Below are 16,894 nucleotides of genomic sequence, written 5' to 3'. Positions count from 1 at the left end.
GCTTCGTGCCGTCTGCGCTCATTTCATACCAAGGAAATTCAATGAGTGAGAATCGACTCGAACCGGTCGACGCCAACAAGGCGACCGATGCACAAAAAACCGTCATCGCACAACTTGGCGAGGGACGGGGGCGTATTCCCACGCCTTTCAACATCTGGTTGCACAACCCGCAACTGGCGAAGGGAATGGAAATCATCGGCACACACGTCGATCGTTCGCCGGTGCTCAGCGAAGCCGAAAGCGAGGTGGCGATTCTGGCGACAGCCGTATTCTGGAATGCGCAATACGTGATCGGCAATCATCGTCGTCATGCGTTGAAGGCCGGGGTGCCGCAAGCCGTCGTCGACGCGATCCTTGGAAAGCAGCGGCCTGCGCTACAGGAAGGACGATTGGGGACGGTCTGCGACGCGGTGCATGACATTCTTGCGGGCGCCATTGTGGGCGATGACGCGTTCGCGCATTATGTTGCTTCGTTGGGCCGTGCGACGATTGCGGAATTGCTCGTTACCGTGGGATATTTCACCTCCGTTTCGCTCGCGATGAACCTGCACGCGTTAGCGCCTAAAGATAAGCGCGATGACCATTAACCTCGGTCGCGATATGCGCAGCGCACGTGAGCTGGTGGAGCGTCGCGCAAAGCTGCCACGCGAGGTGCTGGTCGATCCACAGCAGACGTTGCGTGCGCTGGCAAAGGCCGCAATCTGAAACCCGGCGAAGCGTCCACCGGTACAAGCGTCGTGCGCGCCGACCCGTCTAAGCGACGCCAATGCGCCATTGACCGCCAGGCAGCGTGCCGTTCACCGCGAACTCGCCGACGATACGGTCCTTATAGATGCGCGGATTGTGCGAGGTGATCGTGCGCGCGTTGCGCCAGTGGCGATCGAGCGCTTGCGGCCGGAGCGTGGCCGAGGCGCCCAGCGCGTCGAACACGTTCGCGGTCGCATCGAGCACGAGTTGCGACACCACGGTCTGGGCCTGCCAGATCTCGATCTCGGCTTCTGCAATCGCGGCGCTTGCGTGCGCGTCGCCCACCGCGCGTTCGGCGCGTTCGAGCGCGCGCGCCGCCTGAGCGACTGCGGCGGCAGCCGTCCACGCGCGCGCGCGAATGCGGCCTACGACTTGCAACACCTGGGCGTCGTCGGCGGGCCGTGCGGCCGGCGCGTGGCTGTAGCTGCGCTTGCGCGACGCGACCAGCGCCGCCGCTTCATTCGCCGCGGCGCGGTTGATGCCCGCGAGCGTCGCCAGATGGACAAGCTGATAGAAGCCTTCCGAATAGTCGAAGGGCGCACGGCCCGCGACGATCTCGCGCTCGTCCACGGGCACGTCCGTGAAGCGGCTCGTACCGCTGGCCGTCAGGCGCTGGCCCATGCCGTCCCAGTCGTCGATCACCTCGACGCCATTTGCGCGCCGGTCGATCGTGAGCGAGATCGCCTCGCCGTTTTCGTCGCTCGCGCCCACGTGAATCCAGTCCGCGAACAGCGAACCCGTCGTATAGAACTTCGTGCCGTTCAACTGCCAGCCGTCGTTGGAACGCGTGAGGCGCGTCGAAAACTGCGCCTGTTTCGCCTCGCCGGTTTCGGACCACGCGGCGCCCACGATCGCGCCGTTCGCGAGCCGCTCGAACCAGACGGCCTGACGCTCGGGCGCGCTCGCGAGAATATGTTCGACGAAACCAAAATGCGCGCGCAGCGCCTGGGTGAGATTCGACTCCGCTGCCGACAATTCAATCAGCAGTTCGAAGAATTCGGGCAGGCTCAAACCCAGGCCACCGTGTTCACGGGGCACGCGTGCGGCGGTGAGGCGCGCGTCGCGCAGCCATTCGATTTCTTCGAAAGGCAGGGTGCGTTCGATTTCGCGTGCGGCAGCGCGCGCGTGAATGCGAGTGAAGAGCGGCCGAAACGAAGCGACCGTTTGCGCGCCATCGGCCGAAAGAGGTTCGCCCCAGGCGGGGCCGGTAACAATCCCGGGCGGTAACGACGTGGTGCGTTGCTGGCTCATGTCGATGCATTCCTTCAGTAGTTCGCGGGGGTTATACGTTGGACGCAGTGGCCGTCGCGGCCCAGGGGCGCAGACGCCGCGCCGGATGCCGGTCAGGCAGATGCGCGCCGTCGCGGAACAGCTTTTCGCGCAGCGTGCCCGGTGCGTACTCGCGCTGCATCAGGCCGCGCTTTTGCAGCAAGGGCACCACGTGATCGACGAACTCGCTCCACCAGCCGAGGGTCGTGACCGGCACGACATTGAATCCCGCGACACCCGCGGCGGCCCAGCGTTCGACTTCGTCGGCGATCTGCTCGGGCGTGCCCGCGAACTGCGCGGAAATGGTCTTGCGCAGGGCGTCGGCGAACGTGACCACGCCTTGCGGCGCGGCGTCGATGAACGCTCGCACACTGCCGCGCGTGCCGTTGCGCTCGCGCAGTTCGGTGAGCGGCGTGGCCGGGTCGATGGTGGTCAGATCGACGCCGATGCTGCCGCTCCAGAACGCTGCGAGCGCATCCAGGCTGAACGAATCGAGGATCTCGGCGCGGCGTGCCTTCGCTTCGGCTTCGGTGCTGCCGATCACGGGCGAGAGCATGACGATCGCGCGGATATCGTCGGCATGGCGACCGGCCGCCACCGCGCGGCGGCGCAGATCGGCGAGGTCGTTGGCGGCACTCTCGGGCGTGCGCGAGGGCAGGAAGGTGACTTCGGCGTGACGCGCGGCGAAATCTCGGCCCGCCTCGGACGAGCCCGCCTGGAACAGCACCGGCGTGCGTTGCGGCGAGGTGCGCACGAGATGCGGTCCCGCGACGCGATAGCGCGCGCCCGCGTGGTCGATCGCATGCAGGCGCGCCGGATCGACCAGCGTGTCGCGCGCGGCGTCCGCGACCCACGCGCCGTCCTCCCAGCTCGCTTCCCAGAGCTTGTAGACGACCTCGGTGTATTCCTCACCCCACACATAGCGCTCGTCGTGCGGCGGCAACTGGTCAAAGCCATAGTTGCGCGCGGTGTTGTCGAGATAGGACGTGACGATGTTCCAGGCCACGCGGCCTTCGCTCAGATGATCGAGCGTCGAGAGCTTGCGCGCAAAGCTGAACGGATGCTCCTGGATCACCGAACTCGTGACCGCGAAGCCGATGTCGCGCGTGGCGGCCGCGAGCGCGGAAACGAGCGTGGCCGGATCGTGCGACGGAAACTGCATGCCGGTGCGCACGGCCTGCTGCCATTGACCGTTCGAGGTCTCGTAGATGCCCGCGACATCGGCGAGAAACACCACGTCGAAGCAGCCGCGCTCAGCCGTCTTCGCGAGTTCGATCCACGGCCCGAGCTTGTGGAAGTCGAGTTGATGCTCACCTTGCGGATGCCGCCAGAAACCGTGGCTATGGTGATTGGGCGTAACGTGCGCGAACGCGTTGTAGATCAGCGGGCGTCGCGCGCTGTCCGAGTGTCGGTAGTGGCTCATTTTCCGGTCGCCTCCGCGATCTGTTGATGGTTCCAGGCTTGAACCGGCGTCTTTTGCCAGGCGCTGTATGGCACCGGTTCATCGACGACTTCGTGGCCGTTCTGAACGTGGCCCGCGTAAGCCCAGATGTTTTCCTGACGCGGCATACCTTCGACCGGCGCCACTGCCGTGAAGTCGATCGGATGCAGCACGTCGGTGGTGAACTGTTTGTCGTTCGCCACGTAGTCGCGGAAGCTGTCCACCGTCACGGCCGGCAGCTTGCGGGCGATCTGGGCGAAGGTCCACACGGCGAGCCAGTCGGTTGTGGTGGAACCGTCCGTCGGGCCTTTCACGTCGTGATTCGGGTCGTATTTCGCGAGCTGACGCTCATATTCGGCCCACGTCGGAAAGCGCTTCGCGTCTTCGCCTTTTTCGAGCGCGAGCGAGTTCGGGAACGGTGCCTTGCTCAGCGCGGCGATGGTTGCGTCCTCAATCACGTTGTTGCTGCTCACGAACGGAATCGTCACGCCTTGCTGCGCGGCGGCCTCGACCAGCAAGGTCTGCTGCTCGGGCGGATAGAGCATGCCGCCCCAGACGTCGGGCTTGAGCGCCTTGATCTTCGCGATGTAGGGCGCGAAGTCCGTGGTCGCGGGCGGCACCTCGACGATCTGCACGTCGGTCACGCCCGCCTGCGCGTAGCCGAAGCGCGCCGTCTGCTGATAGGTCTTGTTGCCGAGCATCGAGACATACACGGCGCGCTTCGCGCCGAAGCGTTTTGCGCCCAGATAGGTGCCTTGCGCCGCGCCCGCCGCGTTGAGCGCGGTGATAAACGAAAGCGGGTTGCGTACGTCGGACGGGTCGCTGCCCATCGGGAACCACGCGGCCATTTTCTTCGCGCGCAGGATCTTGTCGACGCCGTTCGCGCTGCTGCCGCCGATCAGCGTGACCGCGCCTTCGTCGGCGAGACGGCGCGCGCAGGCGAGGCTCGCGGCGGGCTGGCCCTTGGTGTCGCAGATTTCGACCACGAGCTTGCGCCCATTGATGCCGCCCTGATCGTTGACGGCGCGCGCGGCGATCTGGGCGACGCGGCCCGGGTCGGTGACCGCGAACGGCGAGCCGCTTTGCGCGATGATGAAGCCGACCAGCACGGGCGGTTGATCGGCGGCGCGGGCCGTGTCGATGGACGCGCCGAGCGTGGCGGTGGCGAGGCTCAAGGCGAGCGCGAGCGCGCGGCGGCGCAAAGGTCGTGATTTCATGCGGGCAAGAGCGGTAAAAGAGTGGACGGATGGACGGGAGGGCTCAGACATCGACGGCGTGCCCGAGATAGATCGCCTCGATTTCCTCGGCGCGTGCGAGCAATTCGTCGCGGCGCAGATGGAGTTTCACGACGCCCTCGGCGACGATGGCCGCGTGCGTCGCCATGCGTTCGGCGATATGGATGTGCTGTTCGACGGCGAGTACGGCGGTGCCATCCTGGCGCGCGCGCTCGACCACAGCATCGACGAGCCGCTTCGCCATCGCCGGGCTCAGGCCAAAGGTAAGTTCGTCGAGCAGCACCACGCGCGGGCGGCGCAGCAGCGCGCGCGCCACGGCGACCATCTGCTGTTCGCCGCCGCTGAGCTGACCGGCGCGCACGTGCAGGCGAGCTTCGAGTTCCGGGAAGATCTCCAGCAGGGCGGCGGGTTCGAGATCGGCGAGCCGCAGGTTCTGCGCCACCGTGAGCGAGGCGAACAGGCTGCGTCCCTTGATGACGAGGCCGGTGCCGCGCCGCGCGCGGGTATGGGGCGCGCCTGTGAGCGGCTGGCCGTCGAGCAGGATCTCGCCTTCGACCTGCGGCAGAAAGCCCGCGACGGCGAGCAGCGTCGTGGACTTGCCCGCGCCGTTGCGCCCCAGCAGGGCGACGATCTGGCCCGCGTGTACATCGAGCGTGACGTCGCGCAGGATCTGGCGGCGGCCATAGCCCGCGCGCAGTCCGCGCAGACTCAGAACAGGCGGGCTCATGCGAGGGCTCCTTTGTGCGTTGCGTGGTTGGCGTACGGAGCGCTCGTTGCCGTGGCCGCGACTTCGGCGCTTTCGTCAGCGTCGAGCGGATCGCCCAGATAGGCGCGCCGCACGGCGGGCAGACGCAGCACCTCGGCAGGCGTGCCGCGCGCGATCACGCGGCCCGCGTCCATGACGATGGCCGCGTCGCAGGTGGCCAGCACCACGTCGATGTTGTGTTCGACGAGCAGGATCGCCACGCCCAGCTCGCGCGCCGCGCGCCGGATCACGCCGATCGCGTGCTGACGCGCCTCGGGACTCAGCGCGGCGGCCGGCTCGTCCAGACAGAGCACGCGGGGCCGCGCAGCGAGCGCACGGGCGAGCGTCACGCGGGCCTGCCAGCCGAGCGAGAGCGTGTCGGCGGCGGCGTCGAGATGCTGGAGGACGCCCGCGACCTGCGCGCCCGCGTGCACGGCGTCGAGCGCGCGATGCGGCGCGAGGCCGAATGGCGCGGCGAGCCAGGCCCAGCCGTCCTTCGGCTCGGCGGCGGTCTCGAGGTTTTCGCGCACCGAGAGGTCTTCGAACAACAGATGATCCTGAAACGTGCGCGTGAGGCCGAGCGCCACGCGCCGATGCGGTGCGAGCCCGGTCACGTCGACGCCGTCCACGTGCACGCGGCCCGCGCGCGCCGGCACGAAACCGGTCAGGGCATCGACGAGACTGCTCTTGCCCGCGCCGTTCGCGCCGAGCACGCCCAGCACTTCACCCGGTGCGATCCGCAGGCTCACGCCGTCGACCACGACGGTTTCGCCGTAGGCGACGCGAAGGCCGTCGACTTCGAGCGCGGCGCGGGTGTTCGGGCTGGCATCGGCCAGTGCACTGGCACGCGTGTTCCCCAGATGTTCACGTAGCGCCCTTACATCGAGCGCGGGCAGAGAAGATGACTTGCGCGGCCATTGCACGAGTGCCCGCAGCGGTTTGCGCAATGCCTCGGGCAGATGCGTGACGCCGCGCAGAATCTGCGCGACTACGCCGTCCGGCTCGCTGATCAGCACGAACACGAGATTGAGCGCGAGCACGAGCGCGACCCAGTCGTTGATCGTGCCGCCGAAGGAGAGCAGTTGCGCGAGCGCGCCGCCTGGCGCGAACACGCCCGCGAGCACGCCGCCGAACAGATAGCCCGCGCCGGAGAGCACAGCCATGCTGAGCACCGCGAGCGAATCGGCCCATGCGTAGCCTTCGCCAAAACGCTGGCCACCCACCGTGCCGCTTTGCGCGGCCAGCAATGCACCCGCGAGTCCGGCAAGCGCCGCCGACATCACGAAGGCCGCGATCTTCGCGTGCGGCACGGCCACGCCGCACGCGGCGGCTGCGCGCTCATTGGAGCGCATCGCCAGGATGCGGCGGCCCGCGCGACTGCGGCGCAGCGCGGCCACCGCCAGCGCGGCGAGCGCCGTCACGGCCCAGGCGAGCAGGGCGAAGCGGCGCGGCGTGAGCGCGTTGTCGAACGAGAAGCCGAAGAGCGAGACATCGCCCACGCTCCAGCCCTGCACGCCGTTGACGAAGCGATCCGAGGTGAAGACCCAGGTTTCGAGGATGGCGGCAATCGCGAGCGTCGCGATCGTCAGGCCGATGCCGCGCAGACGCGCGCTCGGCAAGCCGATGGCAAAACCGGCCGCGCCCGCCGCCAGGGCGGTGCCCGCGAGCACCGCGCCGAACGGCGCACCGTGCTGGCCGAGCCAGCCCGCGAACAGCACCGATGCGCCGGCTATGCCGAGCGGCAGCAGGCTCACTTGACCCGCGTAGCCCGTCGAGACCACGACGGCGAGACCGATCAGCGCGAAGATTGCCGTGAGCGCGAGCGTGTCGGACCAGTAATCGGGCAGCGCGTAAGTGAGCACGGCGACCGTGAGCGCGCCGAGCGCGAGGCCGAACGGACTCACGCGGCCGCTGCCGACCCGAAAGAGGCGGGGCGTGTCGAAGGTGCCGCGCCCCGGCAGATTGCGTCCGCTCACCACGAGCGCGACGAGCGTGACGAGATAGGGGATCGACTTGCCCAGTCCTGGCTCGATCGACAAACCGATCGCCAGCGATTCCACCACGCCCGCCGCGACGGCCACCGCAAGCGCCACGCCGAAGCGTCGGAAGCCCGCGATCAGCGCCGCGCCTAACGCGGGAATCACGAGGCTGCTGAGCGAATTCGGACTCAGGGCCGTGATCGGCGAAAGCAGGATGCCCGCAAGCGCCGCCAGCAGTCCGCTGATGCCCCATGCGGCCGCGCCCCACGGATGCGGCGAATACCCAAGCGCCTGCGCGCCGAGCGGGCTGTCCTGCAACGCCGTGGTGGCGTGACCGAAACGCGTGCGCTCGAACAGCAGCGTGAGCAGGACCGTGAGGACGAGCGCCACGCCTATCAGCACGAGCGCGAGATATTGCACGTGCGCGCCGAACAGCGTCGTGCCGCCCGAGACGAGAAAGCTGTCCACGCGCTCCTGCTGATTGGTCCAGACGATGCGCACGCCCGCTTCCATCATCAGCAAGAGGCCGAGCGTGACGAGCGTTTTCGTGGTGGTCGATGCGCCCACGAGACGCCGCCCGACGAAGCCATAAAACGCGATGCTGATCGCCACACCCGCCGCGATGCCAAGGCCGATCGCCGGCCACAGCGGCACGCCGGCATGCGCATACAGTTTCCAGAATGCGTAGGCGGACACCATGCCGATGCCGCCTTGCGCAAAGTTGACGACGCCGGTGCCGCGATACACCGCGACCAGCCCGAGTGCGACGAGCGCATAGGCGCCGCCAGTGCTCAGTCCGAGCAGCGCGTAGTCGATGAGGGTAATGAGCGATTGCATGATCAACGCGCCAATGGAGCAGGTCGCGCGTTATCGATCACGACGGGACTATCCGCTTGCATGTCGAAATCTCCAGGTCAGCGCCGGAAGCGGCAGATTGAACGGCGTATTGCATGACATCTAAGCCGTGATGCCCGGCGGATCAGTCATTATGTTCAGCAAACGATTAATTACGAACCGTCGATTTCTGGGAAGCTAAAGACAGATCCACGCTTGGCCTGCGTTGCGGATTTGTGATAACGCGCGCAGGCATTGCACGGGCGAGGGCGCAGAGAAACGTCGTGTAATAAAAAAATCGCTGCATTTTCAGCGTCGGAATCGTGTGGCGTCACGGAGGAATTCGTGTATTGGCGAATCAATGTTCCGCTATAGAAGGCGCATGGTGTGTTTGAGCTTGCGTATCGCGCGTTTGAAATCAGAAGCAAAAATTCCTTCATTTGCATCGTAGATTTATTGATTTGGTCTGGGTCTTTTTTCCAATAACAATCCTGTCGTTTTTCCGGTTCATCAAACGAAACACATTGAACGATAGACAGGAGTGCTGGATTTGAAGCGAGCGATTTGGTGGGCTGCGTCGTTGACGACGCTGATGGCGGCAAGCGCCGCTCAGGCGCAAAGCAGCGTGACCTTGTATGGCCGCTTGGACACGGGCATCGAATACATGAATGGCGTGCCGACTAACAGCGGTAGCGCGTCGCGCTGGCGCGCCGAGAACGGCGACTGGAGCGCGAGCATGTGGGGGCTCAAGGGCAGCGAAGACCTGGGCGGCGGGCTGAAGGCGCTATTCCAGCTTGAAGGCAGTCTGGACGTCACGGATGGCGCAGGTGCCGGTGACGGCGAGTTGTTCAACCGGCTCGCATTCGTGGGGCTGGCCAGCGAGCGCTACGGCACGCTGTTGCTGGGCCGCCAGTTCTTTATCGCCAATGGCGTGTGGGATTTCGATCCGTTCGGCCAGTCGGCGTGGTCGTCGGGCTCGCTCGTGCGCGGCAGAAACTGGCCGTCGTCGAGCAATACGGTTTCCTACCAGTCGCCGAAATTCTCGGGCTTCGACTTTTACGGCCAATACGCACTGTCCAATGCCACCAACTGGAATGGCAACGGCACGACCGCGCAAGGCCGCGAAGCGGGCGCGCAAGTCACGTATACGGCGGCGCTCTTCCAGGTGCGCGGCATTTATGACGAGATTCGCGATCCGGCGAATGGTCAGTTTGACGATCCGTTCACGGCTTCGCGTGAATACACGGCGGCGCTCAATGTGTTCCTCGGGCCGTTCAAGATTCAGGGCGCGTATCAGGCGATTCGCACCTCGGGCGGCAGCGCGACGGCGGGCGTCTCGCCCACCACGCTCGATCACGAATGGGGCGGCGTGACGTGGCGCATTACGCCGGCAGCCGCGCTCATCGCGGCCGTCTATCACGTCAATGCCAACAAGGGCGGCGGCAATGCGACGATTTATACGGTAGGCGGTTCGTACAACCTCTCGACCCGCACGCTGCTCGATTTTCAGGTGGCTAGCGTGCACAACAGCAGCGGCGCGAACTTCTCAATCAATGCCAACGCGGCGGGCACCGGCGCCGCAAGCGGCAATCCAGCGGCAGGCGCTTCGCAGAGCGGCGTTTATGCGGGTATTCAGCACGTTTTTTGAGGGCGGTGCTGGCGGGTCGATGACTGCGCCGCAGTCAGTAAGCGCCAAACAATCGATCGAGCGCGGCAGTGATTCGCGCTTGATCGTTCTTGAGCGAACTGATCACCTGATCGTATCGCGTTCGAGCGGCAAACCATCACGTTCGATGCGCGTGTTCATCTCAGCGATGAAATCCTCGTGTGCTTGCGCCCATACCCGAGCCTCGGCTTCCTGGACCTCTTCACGCAAGCCTCGCTCACACGCCAGAGAGATATCGACTTTCAGTTCTTTTGCGCGCTCCAGCAGGTCTAATGGCAGTGAAACATGGGTGGGTTTTCGCGTTGACGTCGATCGAGGGTGTGCATGTGACATGTGCATCTCCTATGCGCATATTTTTTCAGTAGCCTATCAGACATGGATGCACCTCCCGGTCTGTTCCTGCCTGTGGTTGATGGAGTGTGGTACGCAGGCGCAGCGCATGTGCTGCAAAAACGAAACCCGCTGCATATTCGCATCGCCAGAAATCGGAGGATAGCGGCAGAACGCGGGCATCGTGCAGATCAATCAGGCCGTCGCGCAAATGGACCAGGTCACGCAACAGAACGCGGCGCTCGTCGAACAGGCCGCTGCTGCTGCCGCGTCGATGAGCGACCAGGCGAAAGCGCTGCGCGAAGTCGTGGGGGTGTTCCAGCTACGTAGTTAAGCGAGGTTGAGCGCAGTTGAGGACCTGCACCCGGCAACGCGGCATCGTGTCCGCGTAGCCGGGTGCACCTGCGTTAGTCCACGTGTGAGACGAGGCTGCGCAAAACGGTTTCCAGTTCTACTTCGACCTTGACGATGTCGGCGTCCTTGCCATCGAAGGTAATCCCCCCGTCCTAATTTCTTGCGAATTTGATTTGCATAATGCCGCAATCGGGCGTGGACCGCGCTCTTGGCATTGGGGCTTTCATTATGCAAATCCGGCTTTCGGCGCGTTGTCGCACGAGCGTCCTGTTTCTGGCTTGCACGCTGGCAGCGTGTTCGCACGACCCAAAGAGCGTGCAGAAAAAAGTACAGACCGTGTCCGTGGAAACGGTCAAAACCGTACCCTTCGCACAGTCTGTATCGATGCCGGGGCGCGCGACGTCGTTCCTCACGTCGCCGGTCACGCCGCAAGTGACCGGCGTGATCCAGAAGCGTTTGTTCAGCGAAGGCAGCGTGGTGCACGAAGGTCAGGTGCTGTATCAGATCGATCCCGCGCCGTATCAGGCGACCTACGACGCCGATAAGGCCGACCTCGAAAAAGCCCAGGCCGCGCTGTTGTCCGCACAACCCATTGCGGAGCGCGACCGCTCGCTCGCGGCCATCGACGCAATCAGCAAGGAAGCGCTCGAAGAGGCCGAAGCAACCCTCAAGCAGGACGAGGCGACGATCGACGCCGATAAAGCCGCGCTGGAAAGCGCGCGCATCAATCTCAACTACACGCGCGTGACTGCGCCCGTGACGGGCACGATCAGCGCCTCGGCGTATACGCCCGGCGCGCTGGTGACAGCGGACCAGACCACGGCGCTCGCGACGATCTACGCCTACGACCCGATGTATCTGGACGTCACGGAATCCAGCACGGACGCGCTCGCGCTGCGCAAGAAATTCGCGAGCGGCGCGTTCAAGACCGATGCCAACGGCAACGCCCAGGTCAAGATCACGCTGGAGGACGGCACGACCTACGCGCACGACGGCGCACTGCAATTCGCGGGTGTCGGCGTCGATCAGACCACGGGCACCATCACGCTGCGCGTCATCGTGCCCAACCCGGAGAAGCTGCTGCTGCCGGGCGAATATCTGCACGCCGTCATCGATCAAGGCATCGACGTGAACGCGATTCTCGTGCCGCAGCAGGCGGTCGCGCACGATCAGCGTGGCGACGCGACCGCGCTGGTCGTCGACGCCCAGAACAAGATCGAGCAACGCACGCTGACGCTCGGCGGCACTGCGCACAACAACGAGTGGATCGTGACCGGCGGCCTCGCGAGCGGCGAGCGCATCGTCGTGGCCGGATCGCAGTTCGTGAGCGTCGGCGAGACCGTGAAGGCCGTCGAAGCGTCCGGGCAGGAGGCCGTCGCCGATAACGCGGCGTCCGATGCATCGCCCTCGGCGAACTGAGGAGCGCCCGCATGCGTATTGCTCATTTCTTTATCGATCGCCCGGTTTTTGCGTGGGTGCTGGCGATTCTGGTGTCCTTGATGGGCGCGTTCGCCATCACGCAACTGCCGCTCGACCAGTATCCCGACATCGCGCCGCCGACCATCCAGATCACCGCGACCTATAACGGCGCGTCCGCACAGACCAATCAGGACGCGGTCGTGCAGGTCATCGAGCAGCAGATGGTCGGCCTCGACAATCTGATGTACATGTCCTCGTCGGCCAACTCCGAGGGCAATATCTCGATCAAGCTGACGTTCTCGGCGGGCACCAATCCCGACACCGCCCAGGTGCAGGTGCAGGATCAGTTGCAATCGGCCAACGCGCTGCTGCCCGAAGAGGTGCAGGAAAGCGGCGTGACCGTGCGCAAGGCTTCGCCGGACACGTTCCTCGTCTTCAACCTCGTGTCCGAGGACGGCAAGATGAGCAAGTCGGCCATCGCCGACTATCTCTACAGCAATCTGGAAGAGCAGATCGAGCGCCTGCCGGGCGTGGGCCAGGCGCAGCAATTCGGCTACGAATACGCGATGCGGATCTGGCTCGATCCGAACAAGCTCCAGAAGTACGCGCTGATGCCTTCCGACGTCGTCACCGCGATCGACGCGCAGAACACCGATGTCGCGGCGGGTGAAGTCGGCAACACGCCCGCGGTCAAGGGGCAGGAACTCGATGCAACGATCACGGCGCGCAGCCGCCTGACGACCGCGCAGCAGTTCCGCGACATCGTGCTCAAGACCGAGACCAATGGCTCGCAGGTGCTGCTCGGCGACGTCGCGCGGGTGGCGCTCGGTCCTCAGGCCTATACGGTCGAGACCAACTTCAATAACAAGCCTGCGTCGGGCCTGGGGCTGCAACTCGCGCCGGGCGCGAACGAGGTGCAGGTCGACAAGGAAGTGCACGACTTCCTGAACAAGCGCGCGGCGAGCTTTCCGGCCGGGCTGAAGGTCGAATATCCCTACGAGATGGTGCCGTTCATCAAGACCTCCATCGAGGAGGTGGTGAAGACACTGGCCGAGGCGATCGTGCTGGTGGTCGCGATCATGTTCCTGTTCCTGCAGAACCTGCGCACCACGCTGATTCCGGCGATTGCCGTGCCCGTCGTGCTGCTGGGCACCTTCGGGATTCTCGATGTGTTCGGCTACTCGATCAACATGCTGACCATGTTCGGCGTGGTGCTCGCGATCGGCCTGCTGGTCGACGATGCGATCGTGGTGGTCGAGAACGTCGAGCGGCTGATGACCGAGGAGCATCTGTCGCCGCGCGAGGCCACGAAGAAGTCGATGACGGAAATCAGCAGTGCGCTGGTCGCCATTGCGATGGTGCTCTCGGCGGTACTGCTGCCGATGGCGTTCTTCGGCGGCTCGACCGGCATCATCTATCGCCAGTTCTCGGTGTCCGTGGTGTCAGCGATGGCGCTCTCTGTGGTCGTGGCGCTGACGTTCACGCCCGCGCTGTGCGCGACGATCCTCAAGGACGGCCACGAGAAACCCAAGGGCTGGTTCTTCAGCCGCTTCAATCGCGGCTTCGATGCCTCGACGGGCAAGTATCGCCGCGCCATCGACAAGATGCTCCATCATCGCAAGCCCGCGATCATCGTCTACGCGTTGCTCGTGGTGGGCGCGGGGCTGCTGTTCATGCGCCTGCCCACGTCGTTCCTGCCCACCGAAGATCAGGGCGTGCTGATGGTGACGGTGACCGCACCGGTCGGCGCGACGCGCGAGCGCACCGAAGCGACGATGGCGAAGGTCGAGGACTATCTGCTCAAGCAGCCCGCCGTGTCCGAGGTGTTCAACGTCGCGGGTTATGCGGTCGGCAGTAACGGCCAGAACGTCGGCATGATGTGGGTGAAGCTCAAGGACTGGAGCCAGCGCACCGCCGTCAACGACACCGCGCAGGGATTCGTCGCGAAGGCGTCGCGCGATCTCGCGCAGCAGGTGCGCGACGCCAAGGTGTTCGTGCTGCAACCGCCGACGGTGCGCGGTCTCGGCATCAGTTCGGGCTTCGACATGCAGCTCGTCGATGAAGGCAGTCTCGGCCACACGGCGCTCGCCGCCGCGCGCGACAAGCTGATCGCGATGGCCAATCAGAGCGGGATCGTGCGTCAGGTGCGCTTCAATGGCCTGAGCGATACGCCGCAACTGTCGCTCGATATCGACGACCGCAAGGCGAGCGCGATGGGGCTCACGCTCAGCGATGTCAACTCGACCGTCGAAGACGCGCTCGGCGGCGAATACGTCGACGAGTTCCTCGACAACCAGCGCATCAAGAAGGTCTACGTGCAAGGCGACGCGCCGTTCCGCATGACGCCGGAGGCGCTGGAGCAATGGTATGTGCGCAATGCCTCGGGCACGATGGTGCCGTTCTCGGCGTTCGCGACCTCGCACTGGACCTTCGGGCCGCCCGAGCTCGACCGCTACAACGCCGAGTCGTCGTTCGAGATCGTGGGCGATCCCGCGCCGGGCGTGAGTTCGGGCCAGGCGATGGATACCATGGCGCAACTGGTCGCGAAGCTGCCCAAGGGCATCAGCTACGCGTGGACGGGGTTGTCTTATCAGGAGCAGCTCTCGGGCGGCCAGGCGCCGTATCTCTACGCCGTTTCGGTGCTGTTCGTGTTCCTGTGTCTCGCGGCGCTCTATGAAAGCTGGTCGGTGCCGCTGGCGGTGATCCTGATCGTGCCGCTCGGCGTGTTCGGCGCGGCGCTGGGCACCACGTTGCGCGGCCTGTCGAACGACGTCTACTTCCAGGTGGGGCTGCTGGTCACGGTGGGCCTCTCGTCGAAGAACGCCATCCTGATCGTTGAGTTTGCAACGATGCTGGAGAAGCAGGGCGCGAGTACGCTCAAGGCGATCGAGCAGGCCGTTGCGCTGCGCATCCGGCCGATCATCATGACGTCGCTGGCGTTCCTGCTGGGCGTCGCGCCGCTGGTCGTGGCGAGCGGTGCGGGCGCGGCCGCGCGGCAGTCGATCGGCACGGGGGTGTTCGGCGGCACGCTGGTGGGCACCGTGCTCAGCATTTTCTTCACGCCGCTGTCGTATTTCCTCGTGCGCAAGCTCAGTGGCAAGGGTGGCTCGTCTGGCGGCCCCGATGGGCGCGGCGGAGCCGATGCGCCCGAGGACGATTCGGGTTCGACGGGTGCGCAAGCGCAGGCAAATGTCCCCGAGCACGCGGCGCAGGAAACCGAAGAAGGCGCAGCGTATGCCTTGTCGGCGAACGGAGGTGAAGCATGAAGCGCATCGTCAACTGGATGCTGGCCGGAGCAGCCGTTACGGCGCTGAGCGCCTGTATCGACCTGTCGCCGAACTATCAGCAGCCCGCGGCCCCGGTGCCGGCATCGTGGCCAGATGCGGCTTCGGTGACGGGGGCGGCGGGTGGGGCGGCCGCAGCGAACACGCAGGCGTCGGGCACGCTCGCCGCCGATATCGGCTGGCACAGCTTTTTCGTCGATCCGCGGCTGCAACGCACCATCGCGCTCGCGCTGTCGAACAGTCGCGATCTGCGTATCGCGATCCTCGACATCGAAAAAGAGCGCGCGGAGTACCGCATCGAACGCGCTTCGCTGTTCCCCGAAATCGACCTCGGCGGCTCGCAGGACGCGGGCCGTACGCCCACTTCGGTGAGCCGCGCGGAGGCGGGCGAATCCGCGACCACGACCGGCGCGACCGGCCATACCTCGCAAATCTACAGCGCGAGTCTGGGCTTTACGTCGTACGAACTCGATCTGTTCGGGCACGTGCGCAATCTGAGCAAGGCGGCGCTCGAGACCTATCTTTCGACGATCGAGACGCGTCGCAGCACGCAGATCAGCCTCGTGTCCGATGTGGCGAGCGACTGGCTCACGCTTGCTTCGGACAAACGTCTGCTGGTGATCGCGCAGGAAACCCAGGCGAGCCAGCAGCAAACCTTCGATCTGGTGGAGCGCGAACACGCGCTCGGCGCAGCGAGCGCGCTCGATGTCGAGCAGGCGCAGGCGAGTCTGCAGTCCGCGCGCAACGACGTTGCGCAGGCGCAGACCACGGCCGCGCAGGCGCGCAACGCGCTCGAACTGGTGGTGGGCGCGCCCGTGCCCGATGCCGACCTGCCCGATGCGCAGGTCGATCCGGTCACGAGCATCACGACGATACCGGCGGGCATTCCGTCGAGCGTTCTGCAACGCCGCCCCGACGTGCTCGCCGCCGAACACACGCTGAAAGCCGACAATGCGGACATCGGCGCGGCGCGCGCGAACTTTTTCCCGACCATCAGCCTGACTGCCGCGCTGGGCTTCGAAAGTCCCGCGCTCGCGCAACTGTTCACGGGCGCCAATCGCAGCTGGGAGTTCGAGCCGTCGGCGACGATTCCGATCTTCACGGCCGGCCAGAATCGCGCCACGCTGGACGCCGCGAAGGTGACGCTCAAAATCGACGTGGCGACTTACGAGAAGACCATTCAGACGGCTTTCGAAGAAGTGGCGAATGCGCTGGCGACGCGCGCGACCATCGACGAGCAGCTCGATGCACAGACGCGCACCGTGCAGGCCGATCAGCACGCCTACGATCTGACGATGGCGCTTTACAAGCAGGGCAGCGACAGCCTGCTCGATGCATTGACGGAACAACGCCTGCTCTATTCGGCGCAGCAGTCGCTGGTTTCGACGCAATTGTCGGCGCAAACGAGTCTTGTCACGCTGTATGCGGCGCTGGGCGGCGGCGTCGATCCCGCCACCCCGGACGAGACCACGGCCTCGGCGGGCAAGCACTGACCGGCCGGGGCGTCGCCGGGCCAGGTATCATGGTTGTCCGATGATTGTTCGTGGTTCGTGCGGCCCGAAAGCGCGGATTCAAAAACAAGGAAGGTAAG

13 protein-coding genes are annotated in these 16,894 nt (G+C 65.3%); 7 read left to right on the top strand and 6 right to left on the bottom strand.

Annotated features, from left to right (window positions below; genetic code table 11):
• Positions 1–5: 5 nt before the first annotated feature.
• Both U5782_RS12080 and U5782_RS12075 read left to right on the top strand, forming a co-directional pair.
• Positions 6–587: a carboxymuconolactone decarboxylase gene (locus tag U5782_RS12080; RefSeq protein ID WP_322044051.1), complete on the top strand. Its 582-nt coding sequence runs from the start codon at positions 6–8 to the stop codon at positions 585–587.
• Complete coding sequence (locus U5782_RS12075) at positions 577–705, top strand: oxidoreductase C-terminal domain-containing protein (RefSeq protein ID WP_322044050.1); 129 nt, start codon at positions 577–579, stop codon at positions 703–705. Before U5782_RS12080 ends, U5782_RS12075 begins: the two co-directional genes overlap by 11 nt.
• A 48-nt stretch (positions 706–753) precedes the next feature.
• Here U5782_RS12075 and U5782_RS12070 read toward each other — a convergent pair whose 3' ends face one another.
• The 5 genes from U5782_RS12070 to U5782_RS12050 are packed head-to-tail and all read right to left on the bottom strand — an operon-like array spanning position 754 to position 8,253.
• Entirely contained in the window at positions 754–1,998 is a 1,245-nt protein-coding gene (locus tag U5782_RS12070; protein WP_322044049.1) for an acyl-CoA dehydrogenase family protein, read from the bottom strand.
• Positions 1,999–2,029: 31 nt separating this feature from the next.
• A complete protein-coding gene (locus tag U5782_RS12065) occupies positions 2,030–3,439 on the bottom strand; it encodes an NtaA/DmoA family FMN-dependent monooxygenase (protein ID WP_322044048.1) in 1,410 nt (469 codons plus the stop codon).
• Positions 3,436–4,674 carry an ABC transporter substrate-binding protein gene (locus U5782_RS12060; RefSeq protein ID WP_322044047.1) on the bottom strand — a complete coding sequence of 413 codons (1,239 nt, stop codon included), beginning with the start codon at positions 4,672–4,674 and terminating at the stop codon, positions 3,436–3,438. Before U5782_RS12060 ends, U5782_RS12065 begins: the two co-directional genes overlap by 4 nt.
• Positions 4,675–4,717: 43 nt before the next feature.
• Entirely contained in the window at positions 4,718–5,419 is a 702-nt protein-coding gene (locus U5782_RS12055; RefSeq protein WP_322044046.1) for an ABC transporter ATP-binding protein, read from the bottom strand.
• Positions 5,416–8,253, bottom strand: a complete 2,838-nt coding sequence (locus U5782_RS12050) for an ABC transporter permease subunit (protein ID WP_322044045.1) — start codon at positions 8,251–8,253, stop codon at positions 5,416–5,418. The genes U5782_RS12055 and U5782_RS12050 overlap by 4 nt, the downstream gene beginning before the upstream one ends.
• Before the next feature lie 547 nt (positions 8,254–8,800).
• On the opposite strand from U5782_RS12050, the gene U5782_RS12045 reads away from it, so the two are divergent.
• Positions 8,801–9,898, top strand: coding sequence for a porin (locus tag U5782_RS12045; RefSeq protein ID WP_322044044.1), 1,098 nt, complete (start codon positions 8,801–8,803; stop codon positions 9,896–9,898).
• A 102-nt stretch (positions 9,899–10,000) separates the two neighbouring features.
• On the opposite strand, the gene U5782_RS12040 is transcribed toward U5782_RS12045, so the two are convergent.
• Complete coding sequence (locus U5782_RS12040; protein ID WP_322044043.1) at positions 10,001–10,249, bottom strand: type II toxin-antitoxin system CcdA family antitoxin; 249 nt, start codon at positions 10,247–10,249, stop codon at positions 10,001–10,003.
• A 181-nt stretch (positions 10,250–10,430) separates the two neighbouring features.
• Between U5782_RS12040 and U5782_RS12035 the strand changes: the two genes are divergently transcribed.
• The 4 genes from U5782_RS12035 (at position 10,431) to U5782_RS12020 (ending at position 16,796) form a co-directional block, all read left to right on the top strand.
• On the top strand, positions 10,431–10,580 hold the full coding sequence (locus U5782_RS12035) for a hypothetical protein (RefSeq protein WP_322044042.1): 150 nt from the start codon (positions 10,431–10,433) through the stop codon (positions 10,578–10,580).
• A gap of 335 nt (positions 10,581–10,915) precedes the next feature.
• On the top strand, positions 10,916–12,019 hold the full coding sequence (locus U5782_RS12030; RefSeq protein WP_322044041.1) for an efflux RND transporter periplasmic adaptor subunit: 1,104 nt from the start codon (positions 10,916–10,918) through the stop codon (positions 12,017–12,019).
• A gap of 17 nt (positions 12,020–12,036) precedes the next feature.
• A complete protein-coding gene (locus U5782_RS12025; RefSeq protein WP_415914315.1) occupies positions 12,037–15,285 on the top strand; it encodes an efflux RND transporter permease subunit in 3,249 nt (1,082 codons plus the stop codon).
• On the top strand, positions 15,282–16,796 hold the full coding sequence (locus tag U5782_RS12020) for an efflux transporter outer membrane subunit (RefSeq protein WP_322044039.1): 1,515 nt from the start codon (positions 15,282–15,284) through the stop codon (positions 16,794–16,796). Before U5782_RS12025 ends, U5782_RS12020 begins: the two co-directional genes overlap by 4 nt.
• Positions 16,797–16,894 lie beyond the last annotated feature (98 nt).

This window comes from Paraburkholderia sp. J67 (assembly GCF_905220265.1).
GTDB lineage: Bacteria > Pseudomonadota > Gammaproteobacteria > Burkholderiales > Burkholderiaceae > Paraburkholderia.
The sequence above is the reverse complement of the archived record's forward strand: the minus strand, read 5'-3'. Positions and strand labels throughout refer to the sequence as shown.

Excerpts from the sequence above, each read along its gene's own strand:
- U5782_RS12070 (WP_322044049.1), bottom strand. The coding sequence starts at position 1,998 with ATGAGCCAGCAACGCACCACGTCGTTACCGCCCGGGATTGTTACCGGC.
- U5782_RS12050 (WP_322044045.1), bottom strand. The coding sequence starts at position 8,253 with ATGCAATCGCTCATTACCCTCATCGACTACGCGCTGCTCGGACTGAGC.
- U5782_RS12060 (WP_322044047.1), bottom strand. The coding sequence starts at position 4,674 with ATGAAATCACGACCTTTGCGCCGCCGCGCGCTCGCGCTCGCCTTGAGC.
- U5782_RS12055 (WP_322044046.1), bottom strand. The coding sequence starts at position 5,419 with ATGAGCCCGCCTGTTCTGAGTCTGCGCGGACTGCGCGCGGGCTATGGC.
- U5782_RS12040 (WP_322044043.1), bottom strand. The coding sequence starts at position 10,249 with ATGTCACATGCACACCCTCGATCGACGTCAACGCGAAAACCCACCCAT.
- U5782_RS12065 (WP_322044048.1), bottom strand. The coding sequence starts at position 3,439 with ATGAGCCACTACCGACACTCGGACAGCGCGCGACGCCCGCTGATCTAC.
- U5782_RS12020 (WP_322044039.1), top strand. The coding sequence starts at position 15,282 with ATGAAGCGCATCGTCAACTGGATGCTGGCCGGAGCAGCCGTTACGGCG.
- U5782_RS12075 (WP_322044050.1), top strand. The coding sequence starts at position 577 with ATGACCATTAACCTCGGTCGCGATATGCGCAGCGCACGTGAGCTGGTG.